Genomic DNA, 1,197 nt, shown 5'->3' with positions numbered 1-1,197 from the left:
TGGCAATTTTCACTATTAAAAGCCATAAAAAAACCTTATAATTAGGGTATGGTAGTCCTGTCCAAATCCCTAACTATAAGGAGAACACATGGACAATTATACCATAAAAACTGTATTCAAGGAATACATACATCCATTAGATTCGAAAGTTATCCAAAAAATGATTGATCACGCCGAGGTCGATAAATATGTTAAAAAGCTGGATGTACTAACATTTACCAGGCTTTTCATCTATGCTCAGTTAAAAGGACTTCCCAATCTGCGGCGCGTAAGTGAAAAAGTTAGCCGTAAAAAAACGGTTCAAAGGCAAGTTGGGATTGAAAGTATTAGTAAATCCCAACTTTCAAGAAAGTTTGGTGACATACCATCTGAGATATTCCAGGTTATCCTGCATCATCTGATTCAAAAGCTGCACCAAACACTTGGACCCAAAAGGGCTGATAAGGCGCTCGGGAAGATTCATTTAATTGATTCATCAACGCTTTCCATGTGCCTAAGCCAATATGAATGGGCAGATTTCCGGCATACAAAATCTGGGGTGAAAATGCACACATCTGTTGTCTTTTGTCATGGTGAAACCTACCCAAACGATATGATTATTACGCCCGCCAGACCGGCAGATGAAACACAGTTGGACGCCTTAATCGTACCGGATAAAAATGCACTTCACGTATTCGATCGAGGCTATTTTAACTTTGAAAAATTTGATTTCTACTGCGCAGAAGGGATTCGCTTTGTCACCAGAATTAAATCCAATACAGTTATTCACGTGATAGAGGAGTTACCTGTTGAATCTTCTTCCCCCATCATCCGGGATGCCGTCGTAAAAATCGGTAGAATGAAACATCCCCTACGCTTGATAGAAACATTGGATAGTGAAGGGAACAAAATTTCTATCGTGTGTAATGACGCTAAAATCAGTGCACAAGAAATAAGTGATCTCTACCGGACACGCTGGCAAATTGAATTGTTTTTCAAATGGTGCAAGCAGCATTTAGTGTTGAAAAAGCTTTATGGTAAAAGCCAAAATGCCGTATTCAACCAGATTTATATCGCTATGATTGGGTTCTGCTTAACCTTATTAATGAAGCACACCTTGGGATATAAAGGTACCTTACTGGAAATGCGGGACTGGATTTGTGATTGCTGGCACAAACAACTTGAAACATTTGCTTCTGAATTAGTCAAAGAGCCAGA

1 protein-coding gene is annotated in these 1,197 nt (G+C 39.3%); it reads left to right on the top strand.

Going from position 1 to position 1,197, the window contains the following annotated elements; all coding sequences use genetic code 11:
- Positions 1–88: 88 nt before the first annotated feature.
- On the top strand, positions 89–1,197 hold a 1,109-nt coding region (locus ACFSUO_RS16415), incomplete at its 3' end, for an IS4 family transposase (protein WP_382396105.1).

This window comes from Lentibacillus juripiscarius (assembly GCF_042685205.1).
GTDB classification, from domain to species: Bacteria; Bacillota; Bacilli; order Bacillales; family Amphibacillaceae; genus Lentibacillus; species Lentibacillus juripiscarius.
The sequence above is the reverse complement of the archived record's forward strand: the minus strand, read 5'-3'. Positions and strand labels throughout refer to the sequence as shown.